At 70.5% G+C, this 23,184-nt stretch carries 16 protein-coding genes; 2 read left to right on the top strand and 14 right to left on the bottom strand.

The annotated features are described in order from the left end of the window. The first annotated feature begins 401 nt into the window (after nt 1-401). Nucleotides 402-989: an antibiotic biosynthesis monooxygenase gene (locus CQ047_RS15980; protein ID WP_105676822.1), complete on the top strand. Its 588-nt coding sequence runs from the start codon at nt 402-404 to the stop codon at nt 987-989. A 3-nt stretch (nt 990-992) separates the two neighbouring features. Here CQ047_RS15980 and CQ047_RS15975 read toward each other — a convergent pair whose 3' ends face one another. Continuing rightward, entirely contained in the window at nt 993-1,892 is a 900-nt protein-coding gene (locus CQ047_RS15975; protein WP_105676820.1) for a LysR family transcriptional regulator, read from the bottom strand. Nucleotides 1,893-1,975: 83 nt separating this feature from the next. Between CQ047_RS15975 and CQ047_RS15970 the strand changes: the two genes are divergently transcribed. After that, entirely contained in the window at nt 1,976-2,641 is a 666-nt protein-coding gene (locus CQ047_RS15970; RefSeq protein ID WP_105676838.1) for a type 1 glutamine amidotransferase domain-containing protein, read from the top strand. Between the two features lie 23 nt (nt 2,642-2,664). On the opposite strand, the gene CQ047_RS15965 is transcribed toward CQ047_RS15970, so the two are convergent. The 13 genes from CQ047_RS15965 to CQ047_RS15905 all read right to left on the bottom strand — a co-directional run. Next, the gene (locus CQ047_RS15965; RefSeq protein ID WP_105676819.1) at nt 2,665-3,585 is read right to left on the bottom strand and encodes an aldose 1-epimerase family protein; all 921 of its coding nucleotides are present in this window, start codon (nt 3,583-3,585) and stop codon (nt 2,665-2,667) included. A gap of 13 nt (nt 3,586-3,598) precedes the next feature. Beyond that, nucleotides 3,599-5,116: an L-arabinose isomerase gene (gene araA / locus CQ047_RS15960; protein WP_105676817.1), complete on the bottom strand. Its 1,518-nt coding sequence runs from the start codon at nt 5,114-5,116 to the stop codon at nt 3,599-3,601. Between the two features lie 96 nt (nt 5,117-5,212). Next, a complete protein-coding gene (locus CQ047_RS15955; protein ID WP_105676815.1) occupies nt 5,213-6,808 on the bottom strand; it encodes a xylulokinase in 1,596 nt (531 codons plus the stop codon). Then, a complete protein-coding gene (locus CQ047_RS15950; RefSeq protein WP_105676813.1) occupies nt 6,805-7,512 on the bottom strand; it encodes an L-ribulose-5-phosphate 4-epimerase in 708 nt (235 codons plus the stop codon). The genes CQ047_RS15955 and CQ047_RS15950 overlap by 4 nt, the downstream gene beginning before the upstream one ends. A 3-nt stretch (nt 7,513-7,515) precedes the next feature. Continuing rightward, nucleotides 7,516-8,505 carry an ABC transporter permease gene (locus tag CQ047_RS15945; protein WP_374197885.1) on the bottom strand — a complete coding sequence of 330 codons (990 nt, stop codon included), beginning with the start codon at nt 8,503-8,505 and terminating at the stop codon, nt 7,516-7,518. A gap of 47 nt (nt 8,506-8,552) precedes the next feature. Then, nucleotides 8,553-9,641: an ABC transporter permease gene (locus tag CQ047_RS15940; RefSeq protein ID WP_105676809.1), complete on the bottom strand. Its 1,089-nt coding sequence runs from the start codon at nt 9,639-9,641 to the stop codon at nt 8,553-8,555. Further along, complete coding sequence (locus tag CQ047_RS15935; protein WP_105676808.1) at nt 9,638-11,242, bottom strand: sugar ABC transporter ATP-binding protein; 1,605 nt, start codon at nt 11,240-11,242, stop codon at nt 9,638-9,640. Before CQ047_RS15935 ends, CQ047_RS15940 begins: the two co-directional genes overlap by 4 nt. 77 nt (nt 11,243-11,319) lie before the next feature. Continuing rightward, the gene (locus CQ047_RS15930) at nt 11,320-12,327 is read right to left on the bottom strand and encodes an ABC transporter substrate-binding protein (RefSeq protein WP_105676806.1); all 1,008 of its coding nucleotides are present in this window, start codon (nt 12,325-12,327) and stop codon (nt 11,320-11,322) included. A 203-nt stretch (nt 12,328-12,530) separates the two neighbouring features. Further along, a complete protein-coding gene (locus CQ047_RS15925; protein ID WP_105676805.1) occupies nt 12,531-16,115 on the bottom strand; it encodes a glycoside hydrolase in 3,585 nt (1,194 codons plus the stop codon). A 166-nt stretch (nt 16,116-16,281) separates the two neighbouring features. Beyond that, nucleotides 16,282-17,298, bottom strand: coding sequence for a LacI family DNA-binding transcriptional regulator (locus CQ047_RS15920; protein WP_223585792.1), 1,017 nt, complete (start codon nt 17,296-17,298; stop codon nt 16,282-16,284). 119 nt (nt 17,299-17,417) lie between these two features. After that, the gene (locus CQ047_RS15915; protein ID WP_181155971.1) at nt 17,418-21,752 is read right to left on the bottom strand and encodes a family 43 glycosylhydrolase; all 4,335 of its coding nucleotides are present in this window, start codon (nt 21,750-21,752) and stop codon (nt 17,418-17,420) included. Nucleotides 21,753-21,824: 72 nt separating this feature from the next. Next, entirely contained in the window at nt 21,825-22,094 is a 270-nt protein-coding gene (locus CQ047_RS15910) for a hypothetical protein (RefSeq protein WP_105676801.1), read from the bottom strand. Continuing rightward, nucleotides 22,091-23,184 (bottom strand): hypothetical protein (locus tag CQ047_RS15905; protein ID WP_105676800.1); only part of this gene is annotated, 1,094 nt, incomplete at its 5' end. The genes CQ047_RS15905 and CQ047_RS15910, both read right to left, overlap by 4 nt.

Here is a 23,184-nt window from a genome sequence, read left to right as displayed (position 1 = left end):
TCGCCGGCGACGCCGACCGGAGGAGACCGGGGGCCGTGCGATGTCACGTCACACAGTAACGCCGACAGGACCCGGATGGGGCTCCGGGTCCTGCCGACCGGCGACGGGTGGGGACCGCCGCCAGGGCCGGAGGGGACCGGCCTTTCCGCGCTGGGGGCGCGGATCCCGATTCCCCGCGAGAACCGCGGGAGATCGGGTGCTTCATCCATCACACCAGGCGAGGCAGCGGCCGCGTCGGGTTCTGCGGGAACCGGCTGCCGCTCTGCGTTCTCCGGCAGCGGACGCCCGCGCGACGCCTCCCCTCGGCATCCGAAATAGAATCGACGAGGCGCCGCGACCCTGGCGCATCCCCCTTCCGACGTGCCCGCGATCCGGGCCGCGCACCCCTCCGAGGACCCACCATGTCCAGCGAACCCATCACCGTGTCCATCCGCCGCGAGGTCGACCCCGACCACGTCGCCGAAGCGACGGCCTGGGCGCAGACCGGTGTGAACCTCGCGCACAGGTATCCGGGGTTCCTCGGGTCGGGCTGGGTGCGCGACGGCGAGGACTCGAACGTCTGGCACATGCTCTACCGCTTCGCCGACGAGGAGACCCTCGTCGCGTGGGAGCGCTCGGGGGAACGCGAGTGGTGGCGCTCGGCCGGGGAGGGCTTCGTGCGCAGCGAGCGCGCGAAGCGGCGCACCGGCATCGAGGGCTGGTTCGACGACCCGAGCACCGACACCATCACCATCCCCCGCGCCGACGGCACGACGGCGACCGTCTCGGTGGTGCGGACGCCGCCACGGTGGAAGCAGGCCGTGTCGATCTGGCTCGGGTTCTTCCCCGCGAACGTCGCCTTCGCCTACGCGCTCAGCCCGGTGCCGGGGTGGAACGAGCTGCCGATCTGGCTGCGGGTGCTGTGCACGACCGTCGTGCTCACGCCGATCATGACGTACTGGGTGCTGCCGTGGGTGACGAGGACGCTGCGGGGCTGGCTCGCCCGCTGAGGCTCAGAAGCCGGAGACGGCGGCGCGCAGAGCAGCCTCGACCGTGGCCGCGTGCGGGGACAGCGCGCCGGGTCGACGCACCAGGAACAGGGTGTTGATGGGCGGATCGTCGGTCGGCCGGAGCACGATCAGTCGCCCGTCCGCGAGCTCGTCGGCGATCAGATAGCTCGGCAGCACCGTCACGCCCGCTCCCCCGACGGCGGCGGCTGCGAGCGCCCGCAGATCGGGCACGACCAGCGCCGGATCGCGCTCCAGTCGGATGCCGAACACATGCCGCCAGTACCGCCGCAGGATCGGCAGGTCGTGCGCGTAGGCGAGCAGCGGGATGTCTGCGAGCTCGGCGGCCGACAGCTCGGCGGAGGGAGCGATCCCGCGCGACGGCGACGCGACGAGGACGAACTCCTCGTCGCACAGCGCTGACGCCGCCACCGACCTCCCGCGAGGGCGCACGGCGGAGACGACGAGGTCGAGGGATCCTGTGCGCGCGGCGTCGAGGAGGTCGTCGGCCAGGCCCGCGGTGACGGAGAGACGGAGCCCCGCGGCGACGGCGGGCGCGAGCGCGGGGAGCGCCACTCTGGCGAGGAACTCAGCCGCCCCGCCGAGCCGCAGCACGGGCGCCGCGGCGGTCGAGTCCTGCCCCACCGCTGCGGCGAGCGCGTCGAGCGGGGCCGCGAGCCGCGCGGCGAGCTCGTCGGCGCGAGGGGTCGGACGGATGCCGCGTGCGAAGCGCTCGAACAGGGGCTCTCCGGTGCTCCTCTCGAGGGCCTGGAGCTGGGCGGTCACCGTCGACTGCGCGAGTCCGAGCGTGCGCGCCGCGGCGGAGACCGAACCGGCCCGGTAGGCGGCGAGGAACGTGCGCCACAGCGGGAGGTCGCGCAGACCATCGACATTCCGATCGCTCATATCGAGAATGTATCGGAATCACGCACCATCGGCATCCGTTCCCCCTGATGCACCTCGATCACTTCGACCGCATTGGAGACACCATGTCCACCATCCTCTTCGTCGTCACCGGCGCCCGCACCTGGACCCTCGCCGACGGCACCGCGCACCCCACCGGCTTCTGGGCCGAAGAGCTGCTGACGCCCTACCGCCTGCTCACCGCGGCCGGTCACTCCGTCGCGTTCGCGACCCCCGGCGGGGCGACGCCGGTCGCCGACGTGGCGAGCCTCGGAGAAGGCGATGTCGACGCTCTCGCCGCGATCCCCGGCCTCTCGTCCCCGCTGGTGCTCGCCGAGGTCGAGCCCGCGGCCTACGACGCCGTCTACTACCCCGGAGGGCACGGGCCGATGCAGGACCTCGCGACCGATGCCGCCTCCGCCGCGCTGATCACGGCCACGGTGGCGGGCGGACGCCCGCTCGCGGCGGTGTGCCACGGGCTCGCGGCTCTGCTCCCCGCACGCACCGCCGAGGGTCGGCCGATCGTGGCCGGCCGTCGCATCACGGGGTTCTCCGACGAGGAGGAGCGCCTCGGCGGTCTCGCCGATCGCGCGCCCTTCCTGCTGGAGACCTCGCTGCGGGAGCTCGGAGCCGATGTCGACGTGGCGCAGCCTTGGAGCGATCACACCGTGGTCGACGGGCTCCTGATCACCGGGCAGAACCCGCAGTCATCGGCATCCGCCGCCGAGGCCCTGGTCTCAGCGCTGTCCTGACCGGCGCATTCGCGCCGGGTGCGTCACAGCGCGCGGATCCGCCAGGATGCCGCGTGCTCCGCGCCCGGCGCGAGCACGACGAGATCGACGCCAGAGGTGAAGGCGTCGGGCGGGCACGTCATCGGCTCGACCGCGAGGCCGATGCGATGGATGCTGTCGACGCCGGGGTTGTCTGCGGTGTGCACCTGCACCCACGGGCAGCGCTCGTCCCAGGTCATCGCGACGCCCGTGCCGCCCGGCGCCGTCAGACGCACCTCGGCCACGCCGTCTGCACGGGTCAGGCCGGTGAACGCGTGGTCGATGAACACGTCGCCGATGGGCCGCGGGGCCCGGAAGTCCCACTCGGGGTGCGCGGACACGGGTTCCACGGCCACGGGGCTCAGCCGATCGGACGTGACCGTGAGCACCTCGGACGCGGGAAACGTCAGGGTCCACTCGTCGACGCTCCGCTCAGGGCCGGCCACGAGGTACGGGTGCGGACCGGTGCCCCAGGGGGCGGCATCCGTCCCGAGGTTGCGGGCGGTGACCGTCTGGGCGAGACCGTCGGCGTCGAGGCGGTACTCGACCTCGACCTCGACGCGGAACGGGTAGCCGGACTGCGGTTCGATCACGGCGGCGAGCACGATGCGGTCGTCGAGCACGAGCCGGTCGGCGAACTCGGTCCAGCACAGCAGCCCGTGCAGCGCCTGCCCTCGCGACGGCTCCGTCAGCGGGAGCTGGTGCTCGACGCCGGCGAAGACGTAGCGTCCGTCGACGATGCGGTTCGGCCAGGGGGCCAGGGTCGCGCCACGGTAGCCGGGGCGCACCTCGTCGGCCTCGAAGGGCACCACGAGGTCGCGCCCGTCCTTCTGCAGCGTCCGCAGGGATGCGCCGACGCTCGCGATCACGGCCTCGTATCCGCCGCTCGCGATGCGCAGCTGCCTGCCTGACCTCGGAATGCTCATCACGCGTCTATCTTCACAGGCCCTGCGCGAGGCGGTAGTACGCCTGGTTCCAGCGCACTTGCTTCTGGAACTCGGGAAGCGTGGTCTCCTCGTCGATCACGAGCAGCTCGACCTCGGCCATCTCGGCGAAGTCGCGGAACGCCTCGATCCCGACCGCCGTCGACATCACCGTGTGGTGCGCGGCACCGGCCGTGAGCCACGCGGCCGCGGAGGTCGTGAAGTCGGGCGCGGGCTTCCACACCGCGCGGCCCACCGGCAGCTTCGGCAGCGACGCCCGCGGCGGCACGTTCTCGACGACGTTCGCGGTGAGGCGGAACCGGTCGCGCATGTCGCTGAGAGCCACCACGACGGCGGGTCCGGGGTCGGCGGTGAAGACCAGACGCACCGGGTCGTCCTTGCCGCCGATGCCGAGGGGGTGGATCTCGAGCGTGGGCTTCGCGGTGGTCAGCGAGGGCGAGACCTCCAGCATGTGCGCGCCGAGGATCAGCTCGTCGCCGGGGGTCATGTCGTAGGTGTAGTCCTCCATGAGGCTCGCGCCTCCGGGCAGGCCCGAGCCCATCACGTTCGCGATGCGCACGAGCACGGCCGTCTTCCAGTCGCCCTCCGCGCCGAAGCCGTAGCCCTCGGCCATCAGACGCTGCACGGCGAGGCCGGGGAGCTGCGTCAGCGCACCCAGGTCCTCGAACGAGGTCGTGAAGGCGCCGAAGCCGCCCTCCTCCAGGAACGAGCGCAGGCCGATCTCGATCGCTGCGCCGTCGCGCAGGGAGGAGTGCCGGTCGCCGCCACGACGCAGCTCGGGGGCGACCTCGTACAGCTCCTCGTACTCGGCGACCAGCGCGTCGATGTCGGACGCGGATGCCGCGGCCACTGCGTCCGCCAGCTCGTTGACGCCCCACGTGTTGACCTGCACGCCGAAACGCAGCTCGGCCTCGGTCTTGTCGCCCTCGGTGACCGCGACGAAGCGCATGTTGTCGCCGAAGCGCGCCAGCTTCAGCGAACGCGCGGCGGCGAGACCGGCGGCGGCGCGCTGCCACGTGCCGAGCTCGCGGCGCACGCGCGGGTCGCTCGCGTGGCCGACGATCGTCTTGCGCGGCACGCCGAGCCTGGTCTGGATGTACCCGAACTCGCGGTCGCCGTGCGCGGCCTGGTTCAGGTTCATGAAGTCGAAGTCGATGTCGGCCCACGGGAGCTCGACGTTGGCCTGGGTGTGCAGGTGCGCGAGCGGCTTCTGCAGCGCGTCGAGACCGGCGATCCACATCTTCGCGGGGCTGAACGTGTGCATCCACGCGATCAGTCCGATCACCCTGTCGTCGGCGTTCGCCTCGAGGGCGGTCCTCTTGATGGAGGCCGCGTCGGTGAGGACCGGCTTCCAGACGATCTTCACCGGAACCTCGCCCGCCTCGTCGAGGATGCGGGCGATCTCCTGCGACTGCTCCGCGACCTGCGCGAGAGTCTCGGGGCCGTAGAGGTGCTGGCTGCCGGTGAGGAACCAGACCTCGAAGCCGTCGAGGGAGGTGGTGAGCGTGGGCATTTCTGGCCTTTCTGTTTCCGTTCGTTGAGCGAGGAGCGAAGCGACGAGACGAAACGTGGTCCGACGGGAAGCTGCGTTTCGTCTCGCTCCGCTCGCTCAAAGACCGGGAGGGAGTGCGGTGATGGCGGCGGACTCGATGGCGAGGCCGGCGCGGTAACGGTCGAGGTAGGCGGCGAAGCCCGCGACGTCCTCCGGATCGGGAGCGACGGTGCGGAGGGATGCCGTGGCGAACACGCTCTCGTCGAGATACGCGTCGAGGGCGAGGTCGTCGGCGTGAGCGAGGTACGACGCGAGCACCGCGATGCCCCACGCCCCGCCCTCGGAGGCGAGATCGCCCACGGCGACCGGGGCGCCGAGCGCGCCGGCGAGGAACCGCTGCGCGACGCCCGCGGTGCGGAACATGCCGCCGTGCGCGAACATCCGGTCGAGCCCGACGCCCTCGGCGGCGAGCACCTGCATGCCCAGCGCCAGGGTTCCGAACACGCCGTACAGCTGCGCGCGCATGAAGTTCGCGAGCGTGAAGGCGCTGTCCGGGGTGCGCACGACGAGCGGTCGGCCTGCGGTGAGCCCCGCCAGCGGCTCACCCGCCAGATGGTTGTAGGCGAGGATGCCGCCGGCATCCGCCTCCCCTCCGAGCGCCTCGCGGAAGAGCGCGTCGAACGCCGCATCGTCTCCGACGGGGTGGCCGGCGGATGCGGCGAAGCGGATGAAGAGCCCCGCCCAGGCCGCGAGCTCGCTGGCGCCGTTGTTGCAGTGCACCATCGCGACGGCGTCTCCGACCGGGGTGGTGACGAGGTCGAGCTCGTGGTGCACCTCGGCGAGCGGGCGCTCGAGGACGACCATCGCGAAGATGCTCGTACCTGCGCTGACGTTGCCCGTGCGCGGCGACACCGAGTTCGTGGCGACCATCCCCGTGCCCGCATCGCCCTCCGGCGGGCACAGCGGGATGCCGGAGGGCGTCGCGCCCGTGGGGTCGAGCAGCAGCGCACCCTCTGCGGTGAGTGATCCGGCCGGGGCCCCCGCGGGGAGCACGGCCGGGAGCAGCGCACCGAGCGACGAGGGGAGGCGGTCGCCCGCGAGCGCGTCGTAGGCCTGCAGCATCCTCTCGTCGTAGCCGCCGGTCGCCGAGTCGATGGGGAACATGCCCGAGGCGTCGCCGACGCCCAGCACGCGGGCGCCCGTGAGCCGCCAGTGCACGTATCCGGCGAGGGTCGTGACGAAGCCGATGCCCGGCACGTGGGGCTCGCCGTCGACGACCGCCTGATGCAGGTGCGCGATCGACCACCGCAGCGGGATATTGACCCCGAGCAGCGCGGTCAGCTCGGCCGCCGCCGCACCGGTGTTCGTGTTGCGCCAGGTGCGGAACGGCACCAGCAGCTCGCCGTCCTCATCGAAGGCGAGGTAGCCGTGCATCATCGCCGAGACGCCGATCGCGCCGAAGGTCGCGGGTCGCACTCCGTAGCGGTCGTGGGCATCGGCCACGAGGTCGGCGAACGCCGCCTGGAGCCCCGCCCACACCTCGTCGAGCCCGTACGTCCACAGTCCGTCCTCGAGCCGGTTCTCCCAGGAGAACGAGCCGGTGGCGAGCACCTCGGAGGCGTCGGCGCCGATCAGACACGCCTTGATGCGGGTGGAGCCGAACTCGATGCCGAGGCTCGTGCGTCCGTGGGCGATGTCGTCGCGACCGCTCATCGGCGGGCGTCCGCGCTCTGGCCGTACACGTTCTGGTACCGGTCGTAGAGCCGGTCGATGGCCTCCTGCGGCAGCGGGATCAGCGGACCCGCCTCCCTGGCGTGGTGCACCGTGCGGGCGACGTCCTCGACCATGACGGCGGCCTTCACGGCATCCTTCGCATCGACGCCGATCGTGAACGGGCCGTGGTTCTGCATGAGCACGGCCCGGCTGCGGTGGCCGCGGAGGGTCTCCACGATGCCGCGGCCGATGGAGTCGTCGCCGATGATCGCGAAGGGGCCGACCGGGATCGGCCCGCCGAACTCGTCGGCCATCGCCGTGATCACGCACGGGATCTCCTCGCCGCGCGCGGCCCAGGCGACAGCGAACGTCGAGTGGGTGTGCACCACGCCGCCGATCTCCGGCATGTTCCGGTACACGTAGGCGTGCGCCGCCGTGTCGCTGGAGGGGCTCCGGTCGCTGCCGGGGGTGCCGGGCACGACCGTGCCGTCGAGGTCGCAGAGGATCATGTTCTCGGGCGTCAAGTCGTCATAGGAGACGCCGGACGGCTTGATCACGAACAGGTCGGCGCCCGGGACCCTGCCCGACACGTTGCCGCCGGTCCAGACGATCAGGTCGTAGCGCACGAGCTCGGCGTGCAGGCGGGCGACGTCCGCGCGGACGGCGCGGATGGATGCCTCGACCTCGGGGGTGAATACGGTCATCGGCTATTCCTTCTTGCGGGTGACGGCGCGCTGCAGGAGCACGAAGACGAGGAGGATCGCGCCGGTGATGATCGTCGTCATCTCGGGCGGGATCTTGCCGTCGCGGGTGATGAGCACGTTCATGAGGCCCAGCACGAGCGCCCCGACCACCGAGCCGAGCACGTAGCCGTAGGCGCCGGTGAGCACGGTGCCGCCGATCACGGCCGCCGCGATCGCGTCGAGCTCCCAGCCGATGCCGGTGATGTTCTGCGCGGTGCCGAGACGCCCCGTGTAGAGCACGGCGGCGATGCCGGCGAGCGTGCCGCTGATCACGTACACGAGCACCTTGGTGCGCGGCACCGAGAGGCCCATGAGCGCCGCCGAGTTCTCGGAGCCGCCGATCGCGTACACGGTGCGGCCGGTGCGCGTGCGGTGCAGGACGAAGAACGCGACGACGACGACGAGCAGAGCCACGATCACGGCCGGGGTGATGACGAGGTCGTTGACCTTCGGCCCGTCGACGACCTTGATCTGCGTGCCGATCCAGCGCAGCGGGGAGTCCTCGCCGAGCCGCTCGGGGACCGTGCTGAGCAGTGACGCGAGACCGCGACCCAGGAACATCATCGCCAGCGTCGCGATGAACGGCTGCACGTTGAAGTACCGGATCAGGATGCCGGAGACCAGGCCGAACAGGGAGCCGGAGCCGATCATCACCACGAGCACGGCGAGCGGATGCCACCCCGCGTTCGACAGCATCACGCCGGCGACCGAGGAGAACGCGATGATCGACCCCACCGACAGGTCGATCCCGCCGGTGAGGATGACGAAGGTCAGCGCCACCGCGAGCACGATGAGGTGCGTGTTGTTGATGAGCAGGTTCGACAGCGTGTTGGCCTGCACGATGCGGCCGTACGCGATCTCCCCGTAGACGACCATCGCGATCAGGATGGCGACGGCGGCGACGGTGGGCAGGGTCGACGGGTTGGTCGACACGAGCCGGCGGATGCGGGTCATGACGCCGGTCGCGGCATCCGTGCGGGCCGGAGCCTCGGTCAGGACGGTCATGCCGTCACCTCCTCTTTGCGGGCTTCGACTCTCGGCGCGGTCGGGAACACGGCCTTCGGGCGGCGGGTGAACCAGCCGCGCACGCGGTCGGACTGCAGCAGGCACAGCACGACGATCACGATCGCCTTGAAGGCGGGGGTGGCCGACGAGGAGATGCCGAGGAACACGACGGTCTTGTCGAGCGTCGCGATGAGCAGGGCGCCGACGAAGGCGCCGCTGAGCGAGAACTTGCCGCCGGCGAGCGAGGCCCCGCCGATCACGACCGCGAGGATCGCGTCGAGCTCCAGCTGGTACCCGGTGCGCGAGATGTCGACCGTCATGACGGTGCCGACGGACATGATGCCGGCGACCCCGGCGAGCAGACCACTGAGGATGTAGGTGGTCAGCAGGAGGCCGCGCGGCTTGATGCCGGCCATCCGGCTGGCCTTGGGGTTGATGCCGATCGCCTCGATCATGAGCCCGAGCGCGCTGCGCCGCACGACGGCGGCGACGACCAGCACGATCAGCACGGCGAACAGGAAGACCACGGGAATGCCGACGACATACCCGTTCGCGATCCAGCGGTACGGGTCGCTGGACGCGGCGGTGTTCTGGCCGCCCGTGATGACCTTCGCGATGCCTCGGCCCGCGAGCATGAGCACGAGGGTGGCGATGAACGGCTGGAGTCCGACGTAGGCGACGAGGATGCCGTTGACGGCGCCCAGGACGCCGGTGATCAGCAGCGTGAGCCCGATCGCGGCCAGTGCGACGCCGACGGAGGTGGAATCTCCCGCCGCCTTCAGGAACTCCATCGACACGGCGCCGCCGACCGCCATGAGCGATCCGACGGAGAGGTCGATGCCCGCGGTGGCGATGACGAGAGACATGCCGAGCGCGATCATCATGACGGGGGCCGCGGCCTTGAGGATGTCGATCAGGTTGCCGACGAGGTTGCCGTTGTTCGGGTTGACCGAGATGGCGAGGTACGTGGGGTCCTTCAGCACGTTGAGCGCGAGCAGTGCCACGAGGGCGACGATCCCCCAGAACCACGGCTTGCGGATCACCTCCCTCAGCCAGGCGGTGGGGCGGGATGCTGCGGCGCTCATCGCGTCTCCTCTTCTGCGTCTGCGTCGACGGGCTGGGCTTCTCCGCCCGGCGCCTCGTCGAGGCTGTCCGCGGCGCTCTCCACGCCGTGGGCGGCGATCACGTCGACGACCGACTGGGCGGTGACGTCGGGGCCGTTCTGGATCTCGCCGATCTTCTGGTGGTCCTTGAGCACGACGATGCGCTCGGACAGGCGGACGACCTCCTCCAGCTCGGAGGAGATGAACACCACCGACATCCCCTCTTCGGCGAGCTGCGCCACGGCCTCCTGGATGTCGGCCTTGGCTCCGACGTCGATACCGCGGGTGGGCTCGTCGAGGATCAGCAGCTCGGGCTCGGTGGCGAGCCAGCGGCCGAGGAGGACCTTCTGCTGGTTGCCTCCGGAGAGGTTCTTGATCGGGCGGTTCGGGTCGGCGGGGCGGACGTTGAGCTCGGCGATGTACCTGTCGACGATCTCGTCCTGCTCCTTCTTGGGGATCGGCCGCGCCCAGCCGCGCTCCGCCTGGAGGGCGAGGATCATGTTCTCGCGCACCGTGAGGTCGGCGATGATGCCCTCGTCGCGGCGGTTCTCGGTCGAGAACGCGATGCGCTTCGCGAGGGCGTCGGCCGGGGACTTGATGTCGCCGACGACGCCGTTCAGCTCGACCGTGCCCTCGTCGGCGCGATCGGCGCCGTAGAGCAGGCGGGCGAGCTCGGTGCGCCCTGAGCCCAGGAGGCCGGCGAAGCCGACGACCTCTCCGCGGCGGATGTCGAGGTCGGTGGGCTGCACGGATCCGCGGCGTCCGAGTCCGCGGGCGGACACGACGGGGGCCTCGTCGGCGGTGCGGGCGTCGGTGCGGCGGTTGCCGCCGAGCGCCGAGAGCGCGTCGAGGTCCTTGCCGATCATCTTCGAGATGAGGGCATGGCGGTCGAGCTCGCGTGTGAGGTACTCACCGACGTACTGCCCGTTGCGCAGCACCGTGAGACGGTCGCTGATCGCGTAGATCTGGTCGAGGAAGTGCGAGACGAAGAGGATCGCGACGCCCTGGTCGCGAAGGGTCCGCATGACGCGGAAGAGGCCGTCGACCTCGGCGGCGTCGAGGCTCGAGGTGGGCTCGTCGAGGATGAGCACCTTGGCCTTGATGGCCATCGCCCGGCTGATCGCGACGAGCTGCTGCATCGCGATCGACAGGCTCGACAGCGGCTGATGGGTGTCGAGGTCCTCCAGGCCGAGACGGGTGAGGGCCTCGGTGGCCGCACGGTGGGTGGCGCGCCAGTTGATGCCGAAGGGGCCGCGCACCTCGTGCCCCAGCATGACGTTCTCGCCGATGGAGAGGTTCGTGACCAGGTTGACCTCCTGGTACACGGTCGAGATGCCCGCGGCCTGCGCGTCGCTCGTCCCGCGGAAGCTGCGCTCCTGGCCGGCGACGACGATCGAGCCGGAGTCGATGCCGTAGACGCCGGTGAGGGCCTTGATGAGGGTCGACTTGCCGGCGCCGTTCTCGCCCATCAGCGCGTGCACCTCGCCCTGGAAGAGCCGGAAGTCCACGCCGTCGAGCGCCTTCACGCCGGGGAACTCGATCGAGATCCCCCGCATCTGGACGATGGGCAGTTCTTCGTTCATTGCTCTGACTTCCGGTCTCTGTGTCTCTCGGCGGAGGGTGCCCGGGCGGCGCTCGGCGCGCCGCCCGGGCGGGTGGTTCAGTACTTGCGGTCGGGCAGAGCGGCCTTGGCGGCCTCGGCGGAGTCGAACGCCTTGCTCGGGACGACGATGTACGAGTCGACCTTGTCGCCGTCGAGCGCCTTCTTGACGACGTCGAGAGCGGTCTCGCCGAAGAGCGGGTTGTACTCGTGGACGTAGCTGAGCTTGCCGTCGGCGAGCGCCTGGATGGCGTTCTTGGTGCCGTCGATCGTCGCGATCTTGACGTCGGTGCCGACGGTCAGACCGGCCTCTTCGACCGCCTGGGATGCGCCGAGGCCCATCTCGTCGTTCTGGGCGAAGATGAACTGGATGTCGTTGTTGTTCGACTTGAGCAGGGTCTCCGTGACGCTCTTGCCCTCTTCGGTGGACCAGTTCGCGGTCTGCGCCGCGACCTTGACCAGCGAGGAGTCGCCGAGGCCCTCTTCGAAGCCCTTGTTGCGCTCGTTCACGACGCCGACGCCGGCCGGGCCCTCGAGGACGATGTAGTTGCCACCGTCGGGGAACTCGGCTGCAGCCCAGGTGCCGACCTCCTTCGCGACCTCGACGTTGTCGGGCGCGATGCGGGTGACGTAGAGGCTGGTGTCGTCGGGCTCGATGCCGCGGTCGAGGAGGATGACGGGGATCTCCGCCTCCTGTGCGCGCTTGAGCGAGTCCTCCCAGCCGGTGGCCTCGGTGGCCGAGAGCAGGATGACGTCGACGCCCTCGTCGACGAACGACGTGAAGTTGTCGATCTGCGACTTCTGGTCGAGGTTCGCGGCCGGCGCGTACTTCAGGTCGTAGCCGGCATCCTCGGTGAAGGTGTCCTGGATGTTCTTCTCGTTGGCCTGACGCCAGCCGCCCTCGGGGCCGACGGCGACGAAGCCGACCGTGATGAGGTCGCCGGAGCCGGAGCCCGCGTCGGATCCGCCCTTGTCGTCTCCGCCGCCGCTGCAGCCCGTCAGGCCGAGCGCGAGAGCGCCGGCGACGCCGAGTCCGATCATTCCGAGCAGTCGCTTGGATGTAGCCATTGTTGTCTCCTCCTTGAGTGCCTCCGGCGGTTCGCCGTCGGGTAACGCGTCCGCCGTGGACGACGTGTGTGGTGCTGTGCTCACCCAATTGTGCGCGGTAACAAAACTTTGCGCAAGTCCGGATTCCCCGTCGTTACGCCGTCGTGACGAGAGGGGCGCCGAGGACGGTCTCCCGGCCTCGACGCCCCTCCGTCGGCGATGGGTCAGCGCGCCGCGCCGCACCCGCCAGCCGGGAGGGCGGTCTGCAGGGTGCGCTCATGGTGCACCCCGTCGACATCAGCCCTCAGCACGATCTGCGCGCTCCCCGCCGGGACGACGGCGAGCCTCGTCGACTGCGCTGCGGACGCGCTCGCCTGCGGGGAGAGCCCCGAGAACGCCCTCGAGCCGTACGGCGTCGCGACGGTCACGTCGGTCGCGACGTCTCCGCTGTTGGTCACCGTGAGGACGAGCTGCGCCTTGCCCGCCACGCAGCGCACGCTGCCGACCAGCGTCGCATCGAGCGTCGGGCCGGCCCTGTCGACGAAGGCGATGTCGTAGGTCCTGGACGTGCCGGAGGGCGCCGTGACGAGCACCGAGGCGACCCCGGAGTCACCGGCCTGCCTGACCGCGACGGCAGCCGCGCGGTCGGTCGCGACCGCGCGCAGCACCGGACGCTGCTCGCCCGCGGGCCACGGCACCTCGTACGCGGTCGTCGCCGACGCGAAGCCCTGCAGCGGCACGCCGTCCAGGGTGATCGCGGAGAGCGTGTCCACCGAGGAGACGCCGGGGGCGGATGCCTGCAGCTCGACCTCCGACACGATCATGTGGGTGGCGGCGCGGGCGTTCATGACCACCCTCACGGCATCGGCCTGCACGGAGCCCAGCGGCACGTCGACCACAGGAGCGGATCCGTCCGCCGGGACGGGGACGTCGACGAGGGATCCGACCGTCGTCCAGGCGCCGGCGCCGAGGCGGTACTGCACGGAGAGCGACTGCGGCCAGCTGTTCGACGAGCCGTCCTTGTAGAAGAAGATCCTGGCGCTCTGCATCGTCTCGGCGCGGGTCAGCGCGTAGGTCAGCGTGTCCTGCGTGTTCTTCGTGCCCGACCTCCAGTTCGACCATCCCTTGTCCGTGGTGAGGCCGTTCTTCGTGCGGTCGGCGCCGTAGCTGGAGCTCTCGGTGAAGGTCGCGGATGCCGCGCTCGCCGGGGCGACGTTCCGTGTCGACGGAACGGTCACGATCACCGACAGGGTCGCCGTGAGCACTCCCCCGCCCGGCGCGCGTGCCGACCCCGGCACGGTGACGACGCCGGGAGTGGCGAACGAGGAGTCGGCGACGCCGCTCCAGTCCCAGGCGACGTCGACGGGCAGCCGCTGGTCGGTGGCTCCGATCACGGCGGGCGCCGTCGCCGGCGCCGCGGCTCGCACCGAGGACAGCGGTGCACCCGCGTACGTCGTGACGGACACCGGATCCGTGATCGACACGACCCCGACCTCGACGATCGCCGTGGCCGCGAAGGCCGCGCCGAAGAGGTCGACGCCCGTCCCGTCGATCGTCCTGGTGCCGGGCGTCGACCAGTCGGCCCCCGCCGTGTTCCACGTGACGGCGGCGGTGCGCTCGACACCACCCCGATAGGTCAGCGCCACCGTGGGCGGGAGCGCCGGGGCCGTGCCCTGCACCGCACCCGTCGTGACCTTCTGCACCTCGACCAGTTCGGTGTCGGTGAGCGTCCAGCGCTGGTTCGCCCCGTCGTTCGAGGTCCACAGCCCCACGCTCGCACCATCGGCGGAGCTCTGCCCGTTCACGTCGAGCACGCGCTCGCCCGAGACGCTGAGCAGCGAGAACGTCGAGCCGTCGGCGGTGGACGAGATCCACTGCAGGGCGGGATCGGATGCCGCCTGCTCCGGCGTGGCGGAGACCACGGTCACCCCTCCGCCGGACTCGGCGAGGAACCTGCCGTCGCCCGACTGCAGGGCGAAGCGGTGCCGATCGGTGCCCTCCCCCGACAGGGTCCGCACGGTCCAGGTCTGGGCGGTCGCGGCCTCCGCGGTGGTGGCGGGGGTGCGGATGACCGCCGCCGTGCCGTTCGCGGCGAGCGCCTTGCCGCTCTGCACGCCGAACAGCTGGTAGCTGTGGCCGTCGCGCAGCGAGGCGGCCTCATCGGCGACGCCGGAGACTCCGGAGATCAGGAGCGTCGTCACCGACTTCGCGGGGACGGTGATCTTCGCGGTGCGGGTGGCCGCGTCGACCGCGACGGGCGCTCCCGCCACGAGCGCATTGCTCGTGGGGTTCGCGGCCGTCGACTGCGTGGTCACGATCGGCGTCACGGTCGCCCCTGCCGCCACGGCGCCGAAGCGCGAGAGGTCGAGCGTGAGCTCACGCGCCGAGGACTCCGTGTTCACGTGCACGAGGGTCGCGGCGTCGCCGGAGGCCGAGACGGCCGCGGTGGTCTGCGCGTCGCCCGACGGGATGAGGGCATCCCCCGGACGGATGTAGTGCGTGAAGTTGCGCACGGTGTTGAACTTCGCGTTGGTCTGGACGCGGCAGCTCGGGTCGGCCTCGCCGTCGGCGATGCGCCGCACGGAGTCGCCGTCGGCGTTGCAGTCGAAGTCGACGAACACCGATCCCCAGTTCTTGTTCTCGACCTTCTGCATGTTGTAGGTGTCTTCGACCGGCTGCCAGAACACCCAGGCGCTCGGCTCCAGCTCGCGCAGATCGTCGACGATGCGACCGGCCATCCCGAGGCCGTTCTCGATGTTGGTGAGGTTGTAGCCGGTGCCGTCCCAGTCGCCCTCGACCTCGCTCATCCACAGCGGCTTGTCGGCGCTCTTCGCGATGTCCCTCACCACGAGCCGCCCTGAGGTGCCGTAGGTGTGCACGTTCAACTGGTCGACCTCGGCCTTGGACTCGTCGCTCCACGCGTTCCAGTTGGTCGCGAAGATCGACGGGTTCGTCTCGTCCATCGCCGAGATCGGCACGTCTGTGGCGGTTCCGGGCTCCGCCAGGCGGTCGGCGAGGACCTTGATCATCGCGTCCTGGGCGGCCGGTCCGATGTGCGCGCCCTCCTGCCTGCTCGCCGAGGTGGGCCAGCCGTCGGGTCCGAGAGTGGTGGACCAGTAGTTCGTGTTGGGCTCGTTGAACGGATCGAGGCTGGCGAAGTCGATGCCGTGCTCCTGCTCGAGGCGCTCGACGACCGTCACGAGGTAGTCCGCATACGCGTCCATGTCGGCGGCGGACAGCTGCTCCGCGTTGCCGTTGCCGATGCCGCCCGAGACGTAGCCGCTCTGGGTGAGGAAGTAAGGCGGCGAGTTGCTGAACGCCTCCCAGTGCGTGATGCGGTCCTTCAGGGCGTCGATCCACCAGCGCTGGGTCCCATCGGCGTCGAAGTCGTAGCTCGCCGGGTCGTCGCCGTCCCAGGCCGCACGGTACTCCGCGCGGTCGGCGTACGTCGAGCTCGCGAGATCAGGGTTCCACCAGCCCTCCACGGCGCCGCCGGGGCGCAGGTACCCCGGCACGTCCGTCGCGTTGCCTCCGCCGATGTTGTACCGGGCGATGTTGAGGTTGAGCCCGTCCTCGCCGAAGACCTTGTCGAGCAGATCCTGCCGGACGTCATCAGGGTAGCCACCCGTCGCGTTCGCGAACCAGACGAGGCTGGTCCCCCATCCCTCGAACGGGGATGACGCGTAACCGGGGTTGGGGGTGATGGTGAGCGGGATCGCAGCCGCCTGCGCCGCGGGGGCGCCGGTCACGAGCGCGCCGGCGCCGAGGGCGCAGATCCCGAGCGCGGCAATGGTTCTCTTCGACTTCATCGTCTGTCCTCAGAGTATGTGTTGACGTCAACAGTGAGCGGTAACAGTGAGCATAGGGACACCCCGCTCCCACGTCAACAGGCGCGTCGCCTCAGGGGACGCCCCGGGCCATCGCCGAATGGGCGCGCCGCGATCCGGCGCCTCGATGAGCGCGAGAGGAGTCGGCTCAGCTCCGCGGAGCGGCGGTCGACGCGCGCAGCTTGAGCTCGGGCTGGATCAGCTCGCGCTCCTCCGTCTCGCCACCCTCGATCGCCGAGAGCAGCTCCCCGATGACGAGCCTGCCGAGCAGCGTGAAGTCCTGACGGACCGTCGTGAGCGGGGGCAGGTAGTGCCGAGCATCCGGCACGTCGTCGAAGCCGACGACGCTCACGTCGTCTGGCACCCGGATGCCACGCTCGGCGAGGCCGTGCATGAGCCCGAGGGCCATCTGGTCGTTCGCGACGAAGACGGCCGTGGCGTCGCCGAGCTCGACGCTCGTGCCGAACGCGTACCCCGAATCCGACGACCAGTCGCCGATCATCGGCTCGGCCACGGGAAGACCGGCCTCCTCGAGCACCGCGCGCCAGGCCTCGGTCCGCGCCTTGGCGTCGAACCAGTCCGGCGGACCGGCGACGTGCAGGATCGAGCGGTGTCCGAGATCGATCAGGTGGCGCACCGCCGCCGTCGCGCCCGCGCGCTGATCGACGGATGCCGTGTGCATCTCCTCGTCGGGCTCCTCCTTGACGACCAGCGTCGGCACGCCGATCGACTGACGTCGCAGCAGGTCGAGGGACGAGGCGCGGGGGGCGATGACGCACAGGGCGTCGACGCCCTGGGTGATGAGCTCCATGACCCCGGCGTCGACACGGCGGTCCTCCCCGTCGCCCACGGAGAACGAGCTCACGGCGTAGCCGTACTCGCGCGCGGCGACCTCGATCGCGCGCAGGGTGCTGCTGGGTCCGAAGTAGCCGGGGTTGTCGATCAGAGCGCCGATGCGCATCGTGCGGTTGGTGGCGAGGGCCCTGGCGATCGAGCTGCGCGTGTAGCTCATCTCGGCGATCGCGTTCATCACCTTCTCCCGCGTGGACGCGCGGATGTTCGGGTGCCCGTTGAGCACGCGCGAGACGGTCATGTGCGACACTCCGGCACGATCCGCCACATCGTAGATGCTCGGCTTGCGCGGCCCGCCTCCGTCTGTGCTCACGCTTTCCCCCTGACCATGTGACCGGCAACAAACACGACATTACTGCGCGGGGCACAGAAACACGGAGTTTCCGCCCGCGGGTCACCCCGCGGGCGGAGACTCCGTCGGTCCTGCCGGTGTCAGCCGCAGCTGCGCGCGACGTACCCGGCGGTCGCCACGACCGAGCGCCCGTCGACGGTCGCGGTCACCGACACCGTCCCGGCGGGGATGCCGGCGAGACGGGTCGACAGCGTCTGCGAGGTCGACCCGTCGACGGCCACGGATTCGACCGCCCGTGTGCCGTAGGCCGTGGCGAGTTCGAGTGCGACGGGGGTCTCCCCCGTGTTCTTCACCTGCACGACGAGCGTCACCTTGCCTGCGGTGCACCGCGTGGTCGCCACCACCGACACCTCCGGCATCGGCGCCTGCGGTTCGATCAGCTGCGGAGCGACGCTCTCCAGAGTCGGCACCACCGCCTTGATCAGGCCGTCGGCTCCGAACTCCACCCTGTCGATCGTGGTCTCGCGGTTGTTGCCGTTGCCGCCGGGGATGGCGAAGCGGTGATACGCGATGTACCAGTCATCTGTCCCCGGCACGTTGATGATCGAGCTGTGGCCTGGGCCCTTGATGCCGAGGGAGAGGTCCTTCTGCAGGATCACCCCGCGGTACGTCCACGGTCCGGTCATGCTCGTCGCCGTGGCGTAGCCGACGCGGTAGTTCTCCGAGCCGGTGTCGTCGATCGCGTACGTCAGGTGGTACAGACCGTTGCGGTAGTTGAAGAAGACGCCCTCGCGGAAGTCCGTCAGTCCGCTGATCCGCTGATAGGTGCCGGCCCTGATGGAGATCATGTCGTCGTTCAGCTCGGCGAGCACCGGGGAGCCGTTGCCCCATCCGAGGTACCACTTGCCCGTCACGGGGTCGTGGAACGCCGCGGGGTCGATGGCCTGCCCCGAGGTGACGGCCTCGTTGTTGAGGATCATCGCCTGCGGCTGCGCGACGAACGGACCGTACGGGCTGTCGGCGACGGCGACGCCGATCGTCTTGCGGTTCAGAGCCGCGTTGTGGCCGCTGAAGTAGAAGTAGTACTTCCCCTCCCGCTCGATGATCGTCGGAGCCCACGCGTTGCCCGTGGCCCACGGCACGTCGCCGTTCGCCCCGTCGAGAGTGAGGAACGGCTCGTCGGAGCGCGTCCAGTCGACCAGGTTCTTCGAGCTCCAGACGTAGAACTCCTTGCCACCCCAGCCGGCGTAGCCGTCGGAGGTCGCGTAGATGAAGTACGTGTCGCCGAACACCGCGATGTTCGGGTCGGCGTACAGCCCCGGCAGCACCGGGCTGTTCACGACGGTCGCCGTGATCGTCCACGTCGTGGTCGCTCCCCCCGGTGCGGTGAGCGTGTACGTCTTCGGCGTGCGCAGGTCGACGACCGTGCCGGATGCCGGAGACACCGTCACCCCGGCCGCCGTGCCGAACGTCGGAGCGAGGGCGGCGAGGTCCGTCCCCTTGACCACAGGAAGGGTGGCGGTGTGCGCGGTTCCGTCCACCAGCGGCGCGACCTTGAGGGCGGCGGGGTCGGCGAGGGACACGTTGATGAGCTGATCCGTGACCCCCGCGTTCCCGAGGATCTCGGTGTCGCTCAGCGCGCGGTTGTAGATGCGCACGTCGTCGAACCATCCCTTGAAGTACTCGTCGGCCCCGTAGAAGGACCTGCCGAGGTAGCCGGAGAGGTTCGAGCCGAGCTGCTGCACGGTCGCCCCGAGCGTCGAGTTCTCGCCCAGCTTGACCCCGTCGGAGTACACCTTCATCGTCGTTCCGTCGAAGACCACGTCGATCCGGTGCCACTGCCCGGCCGAGACCGTCCCGGTGACGGCCGACTCGTTCTGCCAGGAGCTCTGGGTGATGGCGCTGCGGACGTCTCCCCCGCGGACGCGGAGGAAGTGGTACCTGGTGGTGTCCGCCCCCATCGCGAAGGTGAAGAAGTTGCCGCTGGTCTTCTCCGACTTCACGTCCATCGACACCGTCATGGTGCTGCGGCCGTCGAAGAAGCCCGTGGGGAAGGCGGCGTATCCGCCGGAGCTGCCGTCCAGGCGGAGCGCCTTGCCCTTGACGGCATCCGTCGCCACCGCCGCGGTGCCGAAGGCGGTGAGGTCCGCCGTCCCGGCGGAGTCCTTCAGGGTGCCGTCGTCGAAGGTGTACTCCGCGATGGGCAGCTCCTGCGGCTCCTCCGGCTCGACACGATCGGGGCCGTAGGCCGCGAGCAGCCTCTCCTCCTCGGCCTGTGAGAGGCGGATGACGGAGCCGTGACGGAACTTCTGGTCGAAGGAGTACTGGTTCGCGCCGGCGCCGCTGCTCAGCTGGGTGAACTGCAGGCTCGCGAGCGTGTCGGCGGCGTGTCCGTAGTACGCGTTCTGATCGCCCATGACCGACCAGCGCCCGTCGGGCAGCTGATAGACCGTGAGCCCCTCCATCGACGCCCGCAGGCCGTGGGACGCCGCCTGCCCCGAGGCGATCACGGTGGTCCACGGGCCGTCGAGGCTCGTGGCCGTGTCGACCACGGTGTTCCAGTCCGAGGTGGAGAACCGGTAGTAGGTGTCGCCCTCCTTGGCGATCGTGGAGTCGATGATGTTCGGTCCTGTCGCGCCGTCGCCGCGGTCGTTCAGGGAGGCCCAGATCTCGGGCTCGGTGAAGGTCACGAAGTCCCGGGTCTTGGTGAGGTAGACGCGCAGGGCCCAGTCGTTCGTGCCGTCGTCGCGCTGATCGCGGGCAGACCAGTACACGTAGTACTCGCCCGTGGCCTCGTTGTAGATCGCCTCGGGCGCCCAGACGCACCCGGCCTTGTCGAAGCCGGCGAAGACGATGCGCTGATCGCTCCAGGTGACGAGGTCGGTCGACTCCCAGACGACGATGTTCTGGCTCGCGGTGAGCTGGTTCCAGCCCGAGCCGCCCGCACCGCCGCCCTCGGCGTGCAGATCGGTGCCGATGATCCAGTACTTGTCGCCCTCGGGGGCCCGCACCAGGTGCGGATCGCGCACGCCGAGGTCACCCGCGAGGTTCGCGAGGATGGACTTGTCGTCGTTCAGCTTCGACCAGTGCAGGCCGTCGTCGCTGTGACCGAAGAAGATCTTCTCGTAGCCGCCCTCCGTCGCGAAGTGCGTCCACAGATAGCCCGCCGTGTAGTCCCGATCGAGCCCTGCGGGGGCCGCGGTGACGGTCACCGCGAGCGAGCGCTGCGCCGTCGTCCCCGGCACCGTCGCGGTGAGGGTGACCGTGACGTCGGCGCTCCCCCTCGTCACGACGCCCGGCGCCCTGCCGTCCTGCGCGGTCGTGGAGATGACGCCCTGAGGCGACGCGGACCACACGATGCTGCTGCCGTTGACCGCGCCCGTCGACGGGAGGGTGATGTTGCCGCGGATGTCGTCGGCGTTCGGGATCGTGATGCCGTCGAGGTCCGCCTGAGCGAGGGCGTCGCCGCCGGGCAGGGGGAGCACCGTGGCGTCGAACGTGCGCGTCGTGGTGGAGGCCCCGCGGACCACCGTCGCGGTGAGGACGACGTGCGCCGACGCGCTGCCGGCCGCGGGGCGGGTGACGACGCCGCTCGCGCTGATGCGCGCGGTGTCGCTCGACGCCCACGAGATCGTCGACCCGTTCGCCCCCGTGGTCGGAAGAGCCAGGTCGGCTGCGACCTGCGAGAGGTCGCCGAGGGAGAGCCCCGCGGCATCCCGCTGCATCCTGATCGCGTCGGCGGGGACGAGAGCGGCGACATCGCCTGCGCTCAGCGCGCTGCTGTAGATGCGCACGTCGCGGAGGCTGCCCGCGAGGGTCCTGTCGGCGTTGTACACCGATCGACCGAGGTAGTTCGCGGTCGTCACGCCGCCCCCGATCGCCGCGGGGGTCAGCGTCACCGCGGTGTTCTGCGCCACCTGCACCCCGTCGAGGTAGATGCGGGCGGTGTCGGTGGCGTCGTCGAGCGTGTAGGTCAGGGTCTTCCAGACGTCGCGCTGCAGGTTCGCTCCGGAGCCGCCGACCGTCTGCTCCGTCGACCAGTTGCCGCTCGCGATGGAGGCCTTGTACGGGTTGCCCGTGGAGTAGAGGTAGCCGTTGCCGACCCCGGAGGCGTCGGTGTTGCCGAAGCCGTAGATGAAGTAGGGGGTCGCCTGGGCCTGCCGCACCAGGACCTCCGCGCTCACCGTGATCGAGGTGAGTCCGGCGAGGAGGTTGTCGGGGAGCTTCACATGGTCGTCGACCCCGTCGAGGCGGACGCCCTCTCCCCCCGCGAGCGTCGGCGCGCCGACGTAGGTCGCGTTCCGTCCGGAGCCGGAGGCGTCGACCGCGACGGTTCCCGTCGTCTCGCTGAGCGGGTAGTAGGCGACGAGGGTGTCGGCCGCGGATGCCGGCGAGGCGGCGACCACGGCGCCGCCGATGCCGAGAACGAGGGTCGCCAGGCCTGCGACGGCCCTGGCGGCGAAGCGTTGCGTCATTGCATCTCCTTCTGTGCGGCCGTCGTCGGCCATGGTCTGCGGAGCGGTCGGCGTCGGCCGCCCCCTGTGAGGTCAATCGCCGTGACGGCGACGGCGGATGAGGAGTCGAGTGACGAGGAGGGCGATGCCGATCCCGACGAGCAGCGCGCCGACGAGCAGGATCGTGACAGGCACGTCGGCGCCGGTGCCGGGGAGCTGACCGCCGACGCAGACGCCGACGCAGTCGAGCGGAGAGATGTCGACGTGGATCTGCACGCCGCGCACGCCGTCGGCTGCGGAGTCGCCCTCGGCATCGACGGCCGCTGCGGCGCCCGCGACCCCGGCGAGGATCGATGCGATCACCGCACGGCCTCCTCTCGGCGGGCCTCGTCGAGCGCCTCTTCGCGTCCGCGCTCCCGCGCGGTGCTGAGGAGCACCTCCATGCGGCGCCGGGAGCGGATGCGGTTCCAGAGGAGCGCGAGGACCAGCAGGGCCGCACCGGCCACGAGGCCGAGCTGCGGCCACGGCATCGCCCAGACCGTGACGGACGTGCTCGAGGCGTCGACCGCGAGGGGGTCGCCGTCGAGCGTCGACGACGACGGGGTGATCCGCAGGTCTCCGCCGACGGCGACGAGCGGCCACACGTCCGGCACCGTGATCGTGAAGGTACGGCTCTCGCCGGGAAGGATCTCCTGGCGGCGCTCCCCCTCGGCGGGGAACGCGATGGTCTGTCCGGCGATGCTGAGCTCGCCCGCGGCATCCAGTCGGGTGTTGCCGGTGTTGGCCACGTCGAACGACACGGTGGCCGACCCCGCTCTGAACGGATTCCAGGTCATCTCGTAGTCCGCGCTGAGGTTGCGGACCGCGAACGCCGGGGCGATCTCGCCGGTGACACGGGTCATCACCTTGATGCCGACGCGGCTCTCGACGCCGACCCCGGTGCCGCCGGCGTCGTCCTTCTGGATCGACAGCACGGATGCCGCGACTCCCGCCGCGTGGTCGCCGGGTTCGGCGTTGTCGGGCACCGCGACCGTGAACGGCACCACGACGGCGCCGCCCGCGGGGACGGAGACCTCGTCGGGGAGCGTGATCCAGGTGCCGGCGGCCACGGACTCCTGGTCGGAGGGCAGCATGTCGAACCGGCCGGCGGGCGTGTAGTAGCCGTCTGCCGCGGCGAGGTGGAAGACGACGTCGGCCGAGCCGAGGTTGCGCACGACGATGTGGTCGTCGATGCTCTCGCCGGGGTCGAGCTCGTGCTCGACCGAGGTGCGGCCGTCAGGACCCGATTCGTCCGCCGGTGACACCGACCACGAGACCGCGTCGCTCGGCGCCTCCTCGGCCTGGGCGACCGAGGGGACTCCGAGCACGCCGAACGCGGCCACGAGGACGGCGGCGCACAGTGCGAGCGGGGTGGGGGTGGGAGAGGTCATGGCGTCACCGGCGGACGAATCGG

It is taken from the genome of Microbacterium sp. MYb72, assembly GCF_002979415.1.
Classification (GTDB): domain Bacteria; phylum Actinomycetota; class Actinomycetes; order Actinomycetales; family Microbacteriaceae; genus Microbacterium; species Microbacterium natoriense.
Note: the sequence above shows the minus strand (reverse complement) of the source record. Positions and strands in the feature narration are given on the sequence as shown.